Source organism: Streptomyces sp. NPDC005438 (assembly GCF_040606315.1).
In the GTDB taxonomy this organism is placed as follows: Bacteria; Actinomycetota; Actinomycetes; order Streptomycetales; family Streptomycetaceae; genus Streptomyces.
Window position 1 is genome coordinate 187,352 of the sequence record NZ_JBEXEP010000005.1, and the last position, 16,871, is coordinate 204,222.

At 63.9% G+C, this 16,871-nt stretch carries 7 protein-coding genes, 1 tRNA gene and 2 pseudogenes; 3 read left to right on the top strand and 7 right to left on the bottom strand.

Annotated features, from left to right (window positions below; genetic code table 11):
- The first annotated feature begins 107 nt into the window (after positions 1–107).
- A tRNA-Thr gene (locus tag ABZT14_RS13105) sits at positions 108–181 on the top strand.
- A 629-nt stretch (positions 182–810) separates the two neighbouring features.
- Here the strand turns inward: ABZT14_RS13105 and ABZT14_RS13110 are convergent.
- From ABZT14_RS13110 to ABZT14_RS13130, 5 genes are all read right to left on the bottom strand, one after another.
- Complete coding sequence (locus tag ABZT14_RS13110) at positions 811–2,355, bottom strand: serine/threonine-protein kinase (RefSeq protein ID WP_356300621.1); 1,545 nt, start codon at positions 2,353–2,355, stop codon at positions 811–813.
- Between the two features lie 128 nt (positions 2,356–2,483).
- The gene (locus ABZT14_RS13115) at positions 2,484–5,630 is read right to left on the bottom strand and encodes a DEAD/DEAH box helicase family protein (protein ID WP_356300624.1); all 3,147 of its coding nucleotides are present in this window, start codon (positions 5,628–5,630) and stop codon (positions 2,484–2,486) included.
- Positions 5,627–6,943, bottom strand: coding sequence for a restriction endonuclease subunit S (locus ABZT14_RS13120; RefSeq protein WP_356300627.1), 1,317 nt, complete (start codon positions 6,941–6,943; stop codon positions 5,627–5,629). The genes ABZT14_RS13115 and ABZT14_RS13120 overlap by 4 nt, the downstream gene beginning before the upstream one ends.
- Complete coding sequence (locus ABZT14_RS13125; RefSeq protein WP_356300630.1) at positions 6,940–8,895, bottom strand: class I SAM-dependent DNA methyltransferase; 1,956 nt, start codon at positions 8,893–8,895, stop codon at positions 6,940–6,942. The genes ABZT14_RS13120 and ABZT14_RS13125 overlap by 4 nt, the downstream gene beginning before the upstream one ends.
- A gap of 23 nt (positions 8,896–8,918) precedes the next feature.
- Positions 8,919–10,679, bottom strand: a complete 1,761-nt coding sequence (locus ABZT14_RS13130) for an N-6 DNA methylase (protein WP_356300632.1) — start codon at positions 10,677–10,679, stop codon at positions 8,919–8,921.
- Between the two features lie 716 nt (positions 10,680–11,395).
- Here ABZT14_RS13130 and ABZT14_RS13135 point away from each other — a divergent pair.
- Positions 11,396–13,177, top strand: a complete 1,782-nt coding sequence (locus ABZT14_RS13135; protein ID WP_356300635.1) for a DUF6119 family protein — start codon at positions 11,396–11,398, stop codon at positions 13,175–13,177.
- Between the two features lie 93 nt (positions 13,178–13,270).
- Here the strand turns inward: ABZT14_RS13135 and ABZT14_RS13140 are convergent, their stop codons facing one another.
- A complete protein-coding gene (locus tag ABZT14_RS13140) occupies positions 13,271–14,545 on the bottom strand; it encodes a hypothetical protein (protein ID WP_356300638.1) in 1,275 nt (424 codons plus the stop codon).
- A gap of 685 nt (positions 14,546–15,230) precedes the next feature.
- On the opposite strand from ABZT14_RS13140, the pseudogene ABZT14_RS13145 reads away from it, so the two are divergent.
- Positions 15,231–15,452 (top strand): annotated as a pseudogene (locus ABZT14_RS13145) (hypothetical protein); the annotation flags it as partial.
- Between the two features lie 813 nt (positions 15,453–16,265).
- On the opposite strand, the pseudogene ABZT14_RS13150 reads toward ABZT14_RS13145, so the two are convergent.
- A pseudogene (locus tag ABZT14_RS13150) lies at positions 16,266–16,536 on the bottom strand (LuxR C-terminal-related transcriptional regulator); the annotation flags it as partial.
- Positions 16,537–16,871 lie beyond the last annotated feature (335 nt).

Sequence of the window (16,871 nt, forward strand, 5' to 3'; positions counted from 1 at the left end):
GCCGCCGTAGGCCGGGCTGGCCCCGCCCCGACCACCGTCCTGAGCACCGGTGGGAAACCTGTAGACTGAGCGCCGCTGTTGCTGCCACCCTCGGGTGCACCCAGCACGCCGCCTTAGCTCAGTCGGCCAGAGCGACGCACTCGTAATGCGTAGGTCAAGGGTTCGATTCCCTTAGGCGGCTCAGAAGAACCCCAGGTCAGGCTTCTGACCTGGGGTTCTTGTATTCGTGAGTCTTGAAAACCGGGCTAATCGGTCACCTGCGACCTACGCATTTCAATGCGTAGGTCGCAGGTGACGCTTTCTCGACCCTGCGGATGAAGTGGCCTCTGACCTGCTGTTTCTCTGTCTAGGACAGTTGGTCGGGTCGTGCAGAGGGTCGCGGTGGACAACCGGAGGACAGGCGCGCTTGGCGCTCCGCCTAGGTCTACCGCTGCCGTCCTAATGATGGTGAAGTGCGCCCCTCCTCCGCTGGGGAATCGGCGGCGTCGAGACTGGCCAGTTCCCACAAACCTCAAGAGCTGGCCTGCCTCGGAGGCGGTTATTCAGCGCGAGAGGTTGCGATACCCGGCGGCGAGCTGGGCGTAGGTGTCACCGCACCGTAGATGAACTAGAGCGACCATGTCCGAGGTGCGGCGGCAACGTGTCGCCACTGCGTCCCGATCTCCTGCAGCCTCACGTTCAGTCGCGCTCTTGGTGGACACGGGCGATCTCGGTTGAGAGCCTGTCTACCAGGCGTTTTGTCCTTATACAGGACTGTCCAACTCTCGGCCCGCCAGGTCAGTTTGGAAACGGCTCACTGTTAGGGGCGGTTCAGTGTTCCCTCCGCATGTGCTCCGACAGCCGTTGGATTTGTTTGTCCAGGTTACGTACCTGGGTCGAGTCGCTACCGAAGGCGGCGGTCAGAAGTGGGCGAACGGCTTCGAGTTCCGCAAGAGCTTCGTCTAGGTGTTCCGAGGCGGCGAGCATCTGGGCGATGACGAAGCGCGACTCGCGGATTTGGTCTGCGGCATCGCGGCTCGCTGAGGCGTCGGCGTTCTGCACGTAGAAGCGGAGTTGGGGCAGCGACTTATCCGGTTTGTCGACCTCCGCATATGCGTGGCCTGCATGGTAGGCGCAGTCAAGGACGTACGAGTCGGTCGAGGCCAGATGCTTGCGGTAGGCACGACCGACGACCTCGAAAAGCGTGGCGGCACGGGTGTACTCGCCGGCGTAGAAAAGTGCGGCGGCGAGGAAGTGCCGCAGGCGCAGGTCCAGGAACGGATCGTGGGCGGCGCGGGCGACACCGTCCTCGAGCAGCCGGATAGCCTCGGAGGGATGATCGTTGTCCAGCAGTACCCTTACGTTCGCCTGCAGTTCCTCGGCTTCGGCGTCGGTGAGCCTTCCACGGCTCGTGGGCTGCTCCCGCTGCCTGGCCGGGGCAAGGAGAGGGCGACGGAATGGACGCGTCGGGTCCCGGTTCTCGTCGCCGCCTGCAGTGGAATCGCTTGAAGTCGATGCCAGGGGCAGCAGGGCCTCGTAGACCGCCTCCGCGGAGGGCCTCTCCCGTGGTTCCTTCGCGAGCATTGACGACAGGAGCGCGCTAAGAGCACCTGGTATGTCGGCCCGTCGGATCTGGACGGAGGGGGCGGGTGTCTGCAGGTGATGGGCCCGCAGCGGCATGCTGTCGGTCCCGTGAAAGGGCACGTCGCCAGTGAGCAGCTCGTAGAGCAAGCAGCCGAGCGAGTAGATGTCCGAGGCGAAGGTCACCGCCTTGCCGAGACACTGCTCAGGCGACATATAGGGCGGGGTCCCGACGGTCTTGTCGATCTGAGTCAGGCGTGGCAGCGCGCCGGCGCCGCGCAGGATAGCAATGCCGAAGTCTAGGACCTTGACCAAGCCCCCGTTGACGAGGATCACGTTGGAGGGCTTGATGTCGCGGTGAACGATGTCAACTCGGTGCACATCGGCTAGTACTGCTGCAGTCTGAGCCGCGATTGACGCTGCCCATGCCACGTTCGGCGCTGCGGTGTCGTAATCCGCACGGTCGAGCACCGATTCCAGTGTCGAGCCGCGCAACAACTGCATGACGAGCCACAGCTGCGCGCTGCCATCGGGGGCGGTTTCAACTCCCGTGTCGTAGACCGCAGGAATCCCGGGATGCTCCAGCTGCGCCGTGGTACGGATCTCGCGTAGGAACCGCTTACGGTCGCGTTCCAGACCGTCAAGGATCTCCGCTGCTTCTGGACTGTCGGGCGAAGCCGGGATCGCAGCTGCCGGCGACGGGCGAAGCACCTTGATGGCGACGCGTCGGTCCAACCGTTCGTCATAGCCGTGGAAGACCTCGCTCATGCCACCGCGGCCGATCGAACCGTCCACGCGGTAGCGTCCTGCGAGCAGAGGTCTTTCGGCTGGATGTTCTGTACTGTCCGTCACGCCCCACCACTCCTGCCAGAGAGTTCGGAGCTTACGGCTCAGCCTGCCCCGCTGCCTGTCTGTTACAGCGATTACTGCTCGATCGCCTGGCCTCCGGTTTCACGACGCATCTCACTGCGAAGTTTCGCGAGGGCTTCATCCCGCGCCGGTTCGGTGATGATCCGGTAGGCGCGCTTGCGCGCCGCTTCCTTGATTGCCTTTTGGAACTCGTTGTTGTCGAAGTACAACTTCATGAAGTCGGTGTTGCGTTCTGCGTTCTCCGCGACGATGTCGTCGAGGCGGTCGTCGGCGACCTGTCCGAAGCGGGCCTCATCGTTCATTAGCGCGATCTGCTGCATCGAGGTGTCCTCGACTAGGCCGACGACCTGCTGGTAGACCAGGATCTGGTCGGAGGTGCTCAGGTCGAGTCCAAATCGTTCGTTGAGCTGCTCGATGACCTCAGAGAGGGGCTTCACCTCCGGTTCCCGATAGCCTCCGCCGTCGGAGGCGTGCCCCCGGACGTCGCGGTCGCCAACGGTGGAGAGTGACACGTTGTGCCGTCCGGTGAACTCCAGGCGGAAGTGGCTCAGGTCGGCGTCACCTATGTCGACCGACGTAGAAGGGCGACCCGGCAGGCGGATGAGCAGGATCCTGCCGTACTGGTACAGGCGTTCAAGATCCCGGTCGCCCCAGTCGACGATCTGGGCGATGAGGCTATAGGCGCGTACGTAGTCCTGCAGCGCTCCCCGGAAGCCTTCGCGTTCGTCGTCTGTTTCCAGGGCGTTAAAGCGGTCCAAGGCGGGCTTGAGGTACTCGTGGAGTTCGGCGTGGAGCTTGCGCTCGGCGGCGTCCGGCATTCGGCCGGGGCCTGCTGCGGACAATACGCGGATGAAGGCTTCCATCTCCGATGCGGCGAGGAGGCCGTACCCCATAACCTCGTGCTGCTTGGTGTAAAGGAGGTTCGGGTCACTCGGCTCGGTGATGGTCGTCTCGAACCAGTCCTCAAAGGCGGCCTGGATGTCGGCGGCCTCGTTGACGAAGTCGAGGATATGCACGTCATCCTGCGACTTGAGCGGTTGGATGCGGTTGAGCCGGGACAGTGTCTGCACGGCCGCGACACCGGTCAGCGGCTTGTCGACGTACATTGCGCACAACAGCGGCTGGTCGAAGCCGGTCTGGTACTTCTCTGCGACGACCAGAAGCCGGTACTCCTCCTGGGCGCGCGCGACTGCCTGCGGATCGTCCGCCTTGGTGTAGCCGAACCTGTCCGGCAACTGTCCCTCGGGGAAGCCATTGAGTTGGGTCTCAGTGAACTCAAGGCCCGCGTCGTCTTTGAGCTGCCCGGAGAACGCGACGAGAGCACCGCAGTCCTTGTACCCGCGCAGGGTGACGTATGCGCGGATCGCCTGGTAGAGATCGAGCGCATGCTGACGGCTGCTGGTGACGACCATGGCCTTGGCCCGGCCACCGAGCCGCCCAGTGATGTTCTCCCGGAAGTCGTCGACGATCAGTCGCGCCTTCTGTTCCAGGGACTTGGGGTGCTGCTCTGCGTAGCGGACGAGTTTGGCCGTGGCTTTCCTCTCATCGACATCAGGATTCGAGATGGCCGACTCGGCCTGCTCGACGGCAGCGTTACGCAGGCGCCACTTTGTGTTGTAGGTGATGTAGTTGGCGAGCACGTCGAGGATGTAGCCCTCGTCGATCGCCTGTCGCATCGAGTAGATGTGGAACGGCACGTACATGCCCTGCTCGCCGGTGCGTTGATTCACCCGGTCCGGGTCGAAGGTGCCGAAAAGCTTAAGGGTGGGCGACTTCGGGGTGGCGGTGAAGGCGAAGTAGGACAGGTTTGGCTGCTTGCCGCGTACCCGTGTCATGTACTCCACGGGGTCCTCGTTCTCCTCGCGAGGGGGAACATTCGAACCGAGTGCTTGCTTGATCTTGATTGCCGATTCGCTGCCCTGTGAGGAGTGAGCCTCGTCGATGATGACCGCGTAGCGCTTGCCGGACAAGCCCATGTTGGTGATCTTCTTCAGCACGAACGGGTACATCTGCAGCGTGCTGATGACAATCTTCGATGTGGAGTCGTCCAGGGAGCTGGCGAGTTGAGTCGAGTCCTCGTCGATCTTCTTGACAACACCAGGGGTGTGGTCGAACTGGAAGATGGTCTTCTGGAGTTGCCGGTCGAGGACCACCCGGTCGGTGATTACGATGATCTTGTTGAAGACCGGCTGATTGGCGGCGTCGAACAGGGTGGAGAGGCGGTGCGCCAGCCACGCGATCGTGTTCGACTTGCCGGAGCCGGCCGAGTGCTGGATCAGATAGTTGTGCCCGGCCCCGTGCTCCCGTGCGTGGGTGACCATCTTCTGTACGGCGTCCCACTGGTGGTAGCGCGGGAAGATACGGGGCGAGGTGTGCGGGTTCACCTTCGCGCCCTTCTTGTCTGGGGCTTTGACGTGAATGAAGCGGTGCAGGATCTCCAGCCAGTTGTCGCGCTGCCAGATCTGCTCCCATAGATAGGCGACGCTGTACGAGCCGGGGGCGGCGGCCGGGTTTCCCGCTCCGCCCGACACACCGGGGCCGTTCGAGCCGACGTTGAACGGCAGGAACTGTGTATCGGCACCACGTAGCCGCGTGGTGATGAATGCGCGGTCGGGGTCCACGGCGAAGTGAACCAGGGCTCGCTTGGCGAAGAACACGTCGTTCGGGTCGCGGTCGCGGCGGTACTGCGCGACGGCATGGTCGGCGTTCTGGCGGGTGTTCGGGTTTTTCAACTCGACGGTGGCGACCGGCAGTCCGTTGACGAAGAGCGCCATGTCGAGGGTTCGGCGGGGGTGACGGGTGCTGTAGGGCAGTTGCCGCGCGACTGTCAGCACATTCGCGTCGTACTCGGCGAGTGCGTCCACGGCGAGCGTGTGGCCGGGGCGGAAGTAGACCAGGTCGATCTGTACTCCCCGATCTCGTACGCCTTGGCGGAGGACGTTTAGCACGCCCCGTGCATCGATCTCGGCGGCGACGCGCTCCGCGAACTGACGCTGGGCCGTGTTCTGGTCGCCACCGTAGAAACCGATGAGCCGGTTCCAAGCCTTCGTCTGCGTCGCACTGATGAAGCGGTACATCTCACCGGTGTCGATACCGAGCTCGATGTTGAACGTGCCTTGGGCGCGGGACCAGCCGCGCGTGAGTAGCTCGGCTTGGACGTTGGACTCGAAGGCATTCTCGGAGTGAGCTCGGGTGCTCATTCAGTACCTCCGGAAAGAGGCGCGCGGCCGGCGGTCGTGACGTCGAACTGGCCGGTGACTGCGGCGGTAATCAGGGCGTTTCGACGCTCGGTGAGGAGAGAGAGCTGACGGTCGATGACATCGACCGCTGCGTCGATTGCCTTGTTAGCGGTGCGGATTGACTCGACGATCTGTTTCTGTTCCTGGACTGGCGGCAGCGGAATCCGAAGCATCTGAAGGTCGGGCACGTAGATGGTTTTGTGGGTCGAGCCCATTGCCAATCGCCCCAGCAGGTCCGAGCGCATTGCGCGTAGGCACCAGAGCAAGTAGAGGGGATCGAGGCGGGACCCACAGGTCCAGGTCACGAAGTCCTGGCTAGTCGCCATGTCATCCCCCATTACCGCCGAATATCCGGCGGATGCCGTCCGGCACAGTACGACCGTGCCTTTGGGATGCAACTCGGCGGAACTGTTTGCCATGCCGAGCTCACTGATGCGTTCTCGAGTCTTAGTCAAAAACTCACGACGGTCATCGCGAACCTGACTGACCTCACCCGTAGTAATCCACGGAATGGTGCAGTCTTCCCACCACTCCGGCTTGCTCCTGCTTGGCGTGTGTCCACTGCCCATCCGAGCGACGTGCCCTAGCTTGATGCCATGCCAATGGGCTGGAAGAGTTTTCGCCCACGCCAGCGTCGACGGGATGCGATCTTGAAAAGACACACCCAGTACGGCGCCGAAGACAGCTGTGGCCCGCCGTTCGAGGAGCGCCGCCCTCGCAGTCTCGTGAAGAGCAGCAGTCTGGTCGATCCGGGCCGTCTCGGCGTCGAGGAAGTCGGCGATGCGGCGCTGCTCGTCCAGGGGTGGGATGATGCAATGCACGGCCAGCAGGGCCTCGGCGTCGAGGTTCTGGATACCAGTTGTTTGCTTGATGAACCGTCGCGTGAACCCTGACCAGTAGAGGCCGTTCAGCAAGTAGCAGGCAAATCGAGAGTCAATAGAGGAGGAAACCTGCATCCGTGCGTTGAAGTTTGAGCAAACCGTGGGAACGTCCAGATCGAATAGAGCGACGCTACCGACTGGCTGATCTGCGCTTCCTCCGGATTTTTCGATCACCAGGTCTCCGCGCGATAGCTGATGATCTCGACGGGCGGCGGGTGCAACACTCCTGCGTGGCATCCTCACGGCAGTGATGCGGCTGGTCGTGCGATTGAAATCTGTTCCCCTGGCGCAAAATACATCACTCTGACCATCAGGTTCGTCACCCCAGGTACCATTACGGACGGAGGTGAAGAGATTCTTGAGTCGGATATCATTCCACTCGGTCGAAGTCACGCGGTCACCTCTCCCAAAAGCTTCTGGATCTGCGTCTCAAGTTCACGCAGTTCCGCATCGATCTCCGCCAGCGGCCTTGGTGGTGCGTACACGTAGAAGTGCCGGGTGAAGGGGATCTCGTAGCCGACCTTCGTTTTCTCTTCGTCGATCCAGGCGTCCGGGACGTGCGGGGTGACTTCGCGGGCGAAATAGGTCTCGATGTCTTCGTCGAGCGGGATGTTTTCGTAGTCGCGAAGGTCCGGGTCCGGGAGGACCGTTTCGATGCCAGCCTTCTTGGCTTTCTGGACCTCGCCCTGGGCATCTGAGATGGAGACCGCACCCCAAAGCCCCTTGAGGAGTGCTGCTGTGCCTGGCCACTGCGCTCCGTTTGCTGCGATGGCTGCGTGCATGACGTCCCGCGCCTCTTGCTTCGTCCACCACACCGAACCGACCAGTCCGCGCAGCGCCTGGACCATCGCCTCGCGGCCGTCCCACTTGGCCAGGGATTTCGCGTTCTCCAGCGCTGAGAGGGTGTCCTCGGTGATCTCGAAGCGCAATTTCAGGGGACGTTCGACGGTAATACGGTGGTAGCCGAAGTCGCGGTTATTGAAGACCTTGACCTTGGCGTGGTCCGCGTGGTTCTCATCCACTACGCCCTTGAGCGCGTTGACATATAGCTCGGTGATGTGCTTGATCTGCTCGTCGTTGATCTGTTTGCGCTTGTCGCCGAAGGACTTGCGCATCTTCTCCCATTGGTCACGGGCATCAACCAGGGCCACCTTGCCGCGCAGCTTCTCGGGCTTGCGGTTGGAGAGGATCCAGAAATAGGTCGAAATGCCAGTGTTGTAGAAGAGTTGGTCGGGGAGGGCCACGATGCCCTCAAGCCAGTCGTTCTCCAGAATCCATTGCCGGATCTTCGATTCGCCGGACTCGGCCGCTCCCGTGAAGAGCGGTGAGCCGTTGAAGACGATGCCCAGGCGGGTTCCCTTGCCCTCGATAGGTTCCATCTTCGACAGCAAGTGTTGGAGGAAAAGGAATGACCCGTCGTTGATGCGCGGTGTACCCGCACCGAAGCGACCCGCGTGGCCGATCTCGGTCTCGGCCTCGACCTCGTCCTTGACCTTCTTCCACTCCACACCGAACGGCGGGTTGGCCAGCATGTAGTCGAACTTCTGGTCAGGGTAGCCGTCGTCGCTGAAGGAGTTCCCGAAGTAGATGCGGCCGGGCTGGTTGCGCATGAGCATGTCTGCCTGGCAGATGGCCCAGGACTCCGCGTTGAGTTCCTGCCCGAAGAGGTAGACCTTGGTCTTCGGGTTGATCGACTTGATGTGGTCCTCGGCCGCGGTGAGCATGCCGCCGGTGCCGCATGCCGGGTCGAGGATGTTGATGACCTGACCCTCGCCGGCGATGGTCTCGGCGTCCGGGGCGATGAGTAGGTTGACCATCAGCTTGATGACTTCGCGCGGAGTGAAATGCTCACCGGCGGTCTCGTTGGAGTCTTCGGCGAACTTGCGGATCAAGTGCTCGAAGACGTAGCCCATGTCGTGGTTGGAGAGCTTGTCGAGGTCGCGCATCGTATTGAACTTGCCGACGACTTTGTACAGGATCTTCGCGCCCGCGAGCCTGGTGATTTCGTTGTCCAAGTCAAAGCGGGACAGGATCTTCCGAACGTTCGGGGAGAAGCCGTTGATGTAGTCGCGGAGGTTCTTCGCGACGTTCGGGGCGTCCGAGGCGATCGAGGCGAAGTCTTGATCGGAGGTGTTGTAGAAGGGCAGCTTGGCCGCGAGCTCAAGCAGCCGGTCCTTGTTCTGAACCTCCAGCGACGCGTTGCGGGCTCGCACCGCGTCGCGGGTTGGCGCCATCACCGCGTCGAGGCGACGTAGCAACGTGAACGGCAGGATCACCTGCCCGTACTCGTGGCGCTTGTAGTCGCCGCGCAGCAAGTCGGCGACTGACCAGACGTCGTTCGCCATCTTGGTGTGCGTGGGTGCTGAGGTCACAGAACTCTCGTCTCGTCGTCAGCCGGCTCGGCTTCATCAGTGTGCTGTGAGGTGGTGAACTCCGGTGCCAGAACACCGGTGGTCAGTCCATGAACGGTCTGCTCGATGACGTGCGTGCTCGTCTTCGCGAGCGTGGTGAGTACGTCTTGGAGCTGTTGGAGGTGGCGGAACGCATCTCCGTAACGGCGTTGGTCGAAGAGGGGCATCCGAGGAACGCGGCAGCGGCGCAGGTCCTCACGGCTGAGTACGCCGAGGGTGTTGGACACCGGCAGTGCGTTGGCGTCGATGCGCAGGAACGTGGCGAGGAAATGTGCGTCCAGCCGGGTGTCGTCGATCTCGACGACCTGGGCGATGCCGATTTCGTCCTCGACGCTGCCGGTAGCGACAACTGGCGGGCGGCCGTGCATCCGAAGAAGCAGATCACCCGCGTGCGGGGTGGTCTCGCGGGAACGGATTCTCAGGGCACCTACACGTTCCAGCTCGCCGAAGGTCACGTACACGTGGTGCGCCGGTTTCGGCGGCGCGGCGAAGCGCGGAAGACCTTGGCCGAGGCTCGTATACATGATCCGTAGCCGGTCGGTGACTCGGCGGAAGTCCTCCGGGCTCGCCTCGGTAGGAGAACTGATGTACCGGGAGGGCAGCAGGCTGGCGTCGCCGTCGAGGATCTCTCGGCGTGGAACGGCACGGAACATCGTCGGGTGGACATTAGCGAAGAGACGTTGCCAGGCGGTGAACTCCTGAGGCACATCGGCCGCGTCGCCAAGTCCCGAGAGATCGACCATGCGCACTGTCTCCGTGGCGACAGCGTCGTAAGGGCGTTGCAGCACCCAGAGACAGAGCTCGGTGTCGGATGCCGATCCCATTCCCTTCGGCAGCGCGATCACATCGCGCAGGGCTCCGGAACGCGTCAGTTCAGCACGAATGTGTTCCCCGGAGGGCTGAAGGCTAGTTCGGGGCGTTACGGCGACCACGGCCAGACCGCGAGGCCGTAGATGGGCGTAGCAATGCTGGACCCAGGCCAGTTCGCCGTCACGAGGAGCAGGGACACCGAATTCCCAGCGCGGATCATGGGCCAGTTCGTCGGCCGGCCACCTGGGGAGGTCGAAGGGAGGCTCGCAGACCACTGCAGCCGCCTTGCCCAGGTAGGCGTCGAGTTGATTGTCCAGAAAGGAGTCGCCGGTGCGGATCTCGTACGGTGCCCCGTGTGCGTTGTTGCGCAGATTGCGGGCGGCGGCGGAGGCGGCTGGCTCCTCGATTTCCTGGCCGACAAGTTTGACGGCATCCTCGAAGCGGTCCGCGACGGCCAGCAGCAAAGTGGCGTCGGAACAGGCTGGGTCGAGTACCGCAGGTTCGTCCGTGAAACCGACCTCGATCGGTCGTGGCGTTGCGGTCGTGCGTGGCAGCAGCGCTGCCATCACCCTGGCCAGCAACTGCCCGGAGTCCAGATTCGCGATTCCCAGCCCCGCTTCTGCCGCAGCCAGTTGGTCGCCGTGCGGAACAGGGTACAGCGCTTCCTGGTCCACGCGGTGGGTGCCGGTTTCAGTGCGGCCGGCCGTCGACAGCTGATCGCCCTTGCCGGTGGCTTCCAGCCACGCCTCGACCTCGGTCCGGGAGAACGTCGGCCTGCGCTCGTCACCGCCCACAGGCTGCGGGAACGCGGGGTAGCGGCGGCGCCAGTTGGACACAGCGGCACGGCCGACACCCGCCAGCCTGGCGATCGCGGCGGCGGTCATCTCCTCGGACTCGACTGGGGTCATGACAGTGACCATATCGGGCAGATCTCACCCCCGGCAAGCCCTTGTGTACACCAAGGCTCTCCGTCAACGAGCGTCTGTGAACATCGATGACTTTCGTCAACATGCTTGCCTTCCGTCGTCCGGTGTGGCTACGGTTCCTTCCGGTGAGACCCCCTTGGTCCGCTGCCTGCATCCGTCACGCCATCACAGCCCCGCACGCCCCAGTCGTCCCTTGGCCTCCTGGTGCCGGACGTGGCATGCCCGCTAACGGAACCGACGCTCCATAGATCGAGCAGGTCCCCCGCCCAGAACACGGAGGAATCCCGGTGCACCATCAGCGCAAGGTCCGCACGAGCAGGCGGGAACCCCGTCCCTGCCGCCCCAAGCGGCAGACCTCCTGCGGCAAGACCAGGTTTGTCGACCGCATTGCGGCCGACCTCACGCTCGCCGGGATCCGCGCCCGCGGCCGTGCCAGGGGGAAGGACCCCCATCCGCTCGTACCTCTGCCCGAGGTGCCACGGCTGGCACCTGACCTCGGCCCCGGCCCGCCGTGTACACGGCGGGCCCCAGATGACGACCCGCCGTCACTAACCGGCCGGAACCAGGTGCCGACGCTTCGAAGGGCACAACCGAACCGTCGGCACCTGCCGCAAGCAGTCAGGCCGCTTCTCTGGCCGAGCGAGCTGTATGTGCACCTAAACGTCTCCCTGCCACAACCATCGAAGACGAGGACCCCCGTGACCCTTGAAGACTCCCGCACCGTGACCCGCCCTCCTGCGGCGAAGAAGGCACCGACCACCCGGAAGAGCTCGCTGCACCGGCTGCGCGCCAAGGGGCCCGATCGAGGCGAGGACCTCAGTGCCTTCGTGCTTCCGCGCTACCTGGGCCGCGAAGGCTTCATGAGCCGTCCGGTCAACAAGGACGGCCTCGTCGGCCTGCTCGTCACCGGCACGATCGCCCCGGGCCGGGCCGACTGGTGTGACCCGCTCAGCATCCTGACGGGGCACCCCGTCGCGGAGGAGAACCGGACCTCACTCGCCCTCTTCCTGGTCCGGACCGAGAACTCGGTGTATGGCATCACCTACGGCATGGGGCACCTGATGATCGACCCGGTCCGGATCGACCCCGGGTTCGGCATCGAATTCGCCGTCCGCTGCCTGAAGGAGGACCGCATCACCAAGGTCCGCCGACAGGTCATGGATGCCCGTGGCCGCACCGACGAGAACTCCGCCACCAGCGGTGAGCACATCCGAGGCTTCGGCATCGATCAGTTCGGCGAGATCGTCAGCCAGATCTCCGGACAGATCGAGAACGTCCCCCTCACCTTCACCACGGGGAGCAAGCGGCCGGCTCACGTTACTGGCAACGACAGGTCGATCAAGATACATCTTGGCAACTCGCCCGCCGCTCTCCTCCATGACCTCCAGAAGATCGAAGAGGTGTGCGCGAGGCCCAACCCGCTGCCCGAGTTCGAGTTCATCGCCCAGGTCCGACCGCTCAGCCCGAAGAGCGAGCAGGCGCAGAAGCTCGACGTGCGCCTCGACGCCATGCTTGGCGAGGGGCAGACGAGCCGCATGGCGCTTGCTGTGCCCAGCGTGTGCAGGGAACACTTCGAGTTCGCCGAGTCCTTCAAGGTGACGCTCGCCGGTCATGCCGGGCAGCACGCCGAGCTTGACGTCGACCAGCTCGTTGCCGCTGTCCAGCGTCGCCCGGAGGGAGGTCGCCTGCGTGCGCTGCGCGAGGGCCGAATCCAGATGTTCTCCAGCACCGACGACTCCGAAGCGAACAGCGGCAAGGTCCCTGTCGACCACTGGTTCACTGCAGAAGTCCCCGACGGGGTCGCGCACTACTTCTACTGGCAGGGGAAGTGGTACGAGATCGGAGCCGAGTACCTCACCGTTGTCGAGAAGCGGGTCGCCGACCTCCTCGCCCAGCCTGCCAGCGTCACCCTGCCGCCCTGGACCGTCGAGATGTGCGAGTCGGGCGAAAGGTGTGGGGTTCCCCAGGGGCACAAGAGGCACAACGTGCATGACGAGGACTGGTACAACAAGGAGGTCGCCGCGCAGGATCGGTATGTACTGCTCGACAAGAACAACGTACACACAGAGCGCCTGCGGGGCGGCGGCCTGGAGATCGCTGATGCTCTCGGGCCGCAGGGTCAGTTCATCTGCGTCAAGAAGGCAGCATCCAGTACCGCGCCGTTGAACCACCTCTTCGCTCAGGGGCGCACCGGGATCGAGACGGTGCGCTTCGACCTTGAAGCCCGGAAGGACTTTCTCTCCAAGGTGGACAAGATCTCGCCCAGGCATGCGCTGGACAGGTCGTTCAGTTCACCGACGCTCGTCTTCGGGATCCTGATCAAGAATGGGGCAGAACTGACTCCGGACTCGTTGTTCGCCTTCGCCAAGATCTCCCTCCTGCATACGGCGACGGCGCTCGAGGGGATGGGAGCCCGCCTCGAAGTCGTCTCGATCTCGCGGACGGCAGAGACTGGGATGGCCTGCGCAACCACGGGCTGAAGCGTACGGTCCACGCCGCCCGAAGCGGGTCCGGCCCCTGATCCCGGCGTCCGCTCGTGTGAGGGACGCTGAGCGGCTGGGCACGGATCGCAATCAGTCGCGAGCCATGTCCCGCGATCGCTGACCGATCGACATCTCGAAGTCCTCCAGGCACGGGAAGAGTAGGTCAGTGCCACGCGCGTTGCCGTTGAACAACAAGCCGGTCTTTGCATCCCACTGGAATGCGAGCGCCTTGGCCTTGTCCGCGAACTGGCCCGCTGGCCGCGTCAGTCCACTACGAGTCAGGACGAGGAGCTGCTTCTCCTCGGCCGCGGCGACGCCGTTCAGCCGTTGCACCTCCGAAGTAGACATGCTTCGGGCGGAGTTGTGCCAGGCGATGTGGCGCGACTGTGAGACAAGCGGAGAACTGGCATCGCCCCATTCGACGTCAGCGAGGCCGAATGCCCGGAGCTGGCTCTCAACCCGGCGTACGAGGAGGTCTGGAGGAAGTTCCTGCGGGGCGCCCCGCTCGACCGCGGAATGGCTGGTTGGCAGGAGTTCTTCCAGCAGGTCAGGGGTGCGCACGCCATCAGGAGCAGCGCGGAACGGAGCAGCGTCCAACGGACTCCACGGGTCGTGGCACTCCCACCGCGACTCCGTGGTGAGCTCACACGCCAAGTAGGCGATCGCCTCGGGCGATACGTCGACGAGGTCGGCGATATCGGGAAGCTTGCCGATACCCTGAGGATCGCCGGCGCCCAGAGGATCTGCGAGCCGAGCCCACTGCCGTTCACGCGGATCGTAGATGTCAGCCTGCCAGCCGAGGGTCTTGTGGTGGGAGGCGCGGTAGGCGAAGTCGCCGTAGGTGGCGTCGAGGTAGGACCGTGTCACGGTCCTGGCGATCCCTACTCTCGGATCCCACCATCCATCGGCGTGGTGGTAGAGGAAATAGTGATTCTTGCCCACAACGTTGTGCACCACCGCGCCGTTGGCGGTCAACTGGTCGGCCAGCTGGACGATCGGCGTGACCTCCGATTCTCCCCACCTCCAGGGGGACGCGACAGAGCGTATCTGGACGTGCGCAGATGCGGCGGCGTGCAGGGTATCCACCAGGTTTTCGTCAGACATCCCGTTGAGGGGCAGGATGATCGGCCGACTGCTGATGCCCGGGGCTGTCACGGCCCAGACGTGGATCCCTCCGATCTTCGTGATGGCGAGGAGAGCGCCTTGAGCGTCGCCCAGGTCGATCTTGACGTAATGAGGTGGGATATCCGGGACCGAGACCGTCGACGCGAGGTCAGGGTGTCGCGTTCTGAGGAGGTCGGCCAGGCTCCTGAACTTCAAGTACATGCCGAGTGAGGCGACTACGTCGCCGGGCGGAAACTGCAAGGACATTCCCCGGGAGATTCGCAACCACGTTGATTCGTACGGAGATCATGTCACGAGGGCCCTCATAGGGTCCGGGGCAGTGAGATGACTTGTGGGTGCATCGTCGTGCTGCTCGCCCATCCTGCGAGAGAAGGGCGGGCCACCCGTACGACTCTTGGTCCCAGTGACCGCCGACAGCGCCGGGTACTCGCGGGATCGGCTGATCGGACTTGCCGCCGACGGGACACAGACTTCGATTGGGCCGTTCTGGCTCAGATGCTGGCCGGTGTCGGTAGATTCGGCCATCGGCTGTTCCTGGCGTACGGGGTGGATCAGGTCCGGGTGACGGCGTCCACGCGCAGTTCGAGGTCTGTCGACATCACTTCTGGGCCCGGACTCGGAGGGCGCGCGTGCGGCAGGGTTCCGTGCTTCCTCCCCCGCAGCGATCAGGGCCCACCCGGATTCAACTGCGCGTTCCGGCCAAGCACCCCCGGTGGCCTGCGCGTCCAGCCGGGAACCTCCGAGCCTTGGGGCCCCGGCGTCGCTGGGTCTGCTTCGCGGCAGACGATCACCATCGGTCTCGACCACTCGTACGGGTGAATCTCTTGTTCTGGGAGGTTCTTTCCGAGTGCCTATAGATGACGCTGGTGATCGGCCAAGGGGCGTAAGAGGCTGCGGTGTCGATCCGTGTCATGGGGAGGGTGCGGTGACAGAGCGACTCGGGGCGATCGGTGATGTGGCCCTCACCCGTGAGGACCTGGTGGCCTTGCCACCCACGGTGGATCTACAGACAGCGAACAGAGTCCTCTCAATAGGGAAGTCTACCGGCTACGGTCTGGCGAAGCGGGGCGAGTATCCGTGCAAGGTGCTGAAACTCGGCAACGCCTACCGGGTAGTGACCGCCGACCTCCAGCGTTTGGTGGGGGTCGAAGACACACCGCAGGAACCGGCGCTCGAGGCACCGCCGTCGGACCGGGGGAACGCCGCCAGCGGGCATGAAACAAGAGCACGACGTTGCTGCTGTCACTGCAGTTGCTGTTCCCTGCGGGATGCGTAGGGGGCCACGCCCTCAGTGTTGCCTTGTAGGCTTGCAACAGCCAGTGCGGCGAACAGGGGAAGGTAGCACCACTCGTAACCGAGACGCTTGTGGCGGGCCGCCCAGTGGCCGGAGTCAGCTTTGCCGGTGGACGGCCGGTGGACAGACGCCTTTGGACAGTGCAACACGAGGTGGTGCGGGGCAATCGGCTTCACATGCTCTGACCAGCTCAAACGCTACTTCGCAGCACAGTCTGGCAGCGGTTGGCACAAGCCTTCTCGGTCTCGTAATGCGTAGGCCAAGAGTTCGATTCCCTTAGGCGGCTCATGAGGAAGGGCCCAGGTCAGACAACGTCTGACCTGGGCCCTTCTCGTTGAACGGGGGTCGGGGGCAGGAGTCGGCACCGCCCCGCTGGTGCCCTCAGGTCCGAGGGGCGCGTACGGGGCCAGAGCGCGGGGCGCCCGAGCTGGGCACCCTACCCTCCGGTTTCGCCCAGCCGCGTCGCGCGGCTGGGCGATTGTCATTTGTTGGAACCCACCCATGCAGGCTGAATCGGGGGGGCGATCACCGCCACCGGGGGTCAGGGGGTGATGCCCACGAGAGACGGGCTCCTACGCGGTCCGGGCGACAGCGCCATCATCGAGTGGATGCCGCACCGCCAGTCGGGCACCGAGGCCGAGATCAAGACGATGGTCCACACTCCTCCTACAACCCAGCGCAATACCAACTCCCGATCATCATCGGCTCGTTGACCGTTTTCGACCAACCGTTCGACTCCAGGTGGCGGAGCACCGCCAGCACCCGTCTGCTGTAGCCGTTGGTGTGGGAGAGCTTGAGCTTGTCGAAGATGGTGTTGAGGTTCTTCTCCACCGAGCTCAAAGAGATGTGGTGCTTCTCCGTGATGGCCGCGTTGGTGAACCCCCTGAGCCAGCACTTCGAGCACGCTGCGCTCGCGTGAAGTCAGTCGGGCGAGCGGGGTGAGCGCGCGCGGACTTGCCCTACGTGTGGGAGTCGGGGAGCCCGCATGGAGGCGAAGGCTAAGTTGCGTCCGCGTGCTGCGGCCAGACCGCACAGACAGGGCGCCGCGTCACCGAACTCAAGGCGTTCGCAAGCTGGTTGGGGCGGGCCCTGGACATCTGGACGCATTACCCCCACCACCCGGTGCGCAGGCGGTCCCGAGTGCGGCTTCCTGTTCCTGACGCTGTCGAGGCGCCAGGGCGGTGGCGGAGGAGCGGCCCGAGCGGTGCGCACGGTGGTTGATACGCCGGCGCCCTTGTCGGGACCGGAGGAGTGCCGACGAGTGTGCGCCGT